The 244-nt window shown below is 42.6% G+C and carries 1 protein-coding gene; it reads right to left on the reverse strand.

From position 1 onward, the window contains the following. The coding region (locus AAEZ02_RS23300; protein ID WP_351125581.1) for a carboxy terminal-processing peptidase at nucleotides 1–244 on the reverse strand (244 nt) is incomplete at both ends.

A 244-nucleotide genomic window follows, 5' to 3' on the forward strand; every position in this document is an offset into this window, starting at 1 on the left:
CTACATCTTTGCTGATACGCTCTTTATGTTTAACATCAAGATTGTTGATCAGCATAGGGTTGATATTCCCTAAAGTAGAGTACTGAGCAACGGGAACCTTATCCCATGGCAGAGCATTCTCTTCCTCTGACTCGCCGTATTCGCCAGCCTCTAAAGCACTTGGAAAACGGACATCAGGCGTAACGCCTTTTAATTGAGTGCTGCCACCATTAATACGGTAAAATTTAGCGATAGTATATTGTAC

Origin of the sequence: Shewanella sp. T24-MNA-CIBAN-0130 (assembly GCF_040310185.1) — a bacterium.
Lineage (GTDB): Bacteria > Pseudomonadota > Gammaproteobacteria > Enterobacterales > Shewanellaceae > Shewanella > Shewanella psychromarinicola.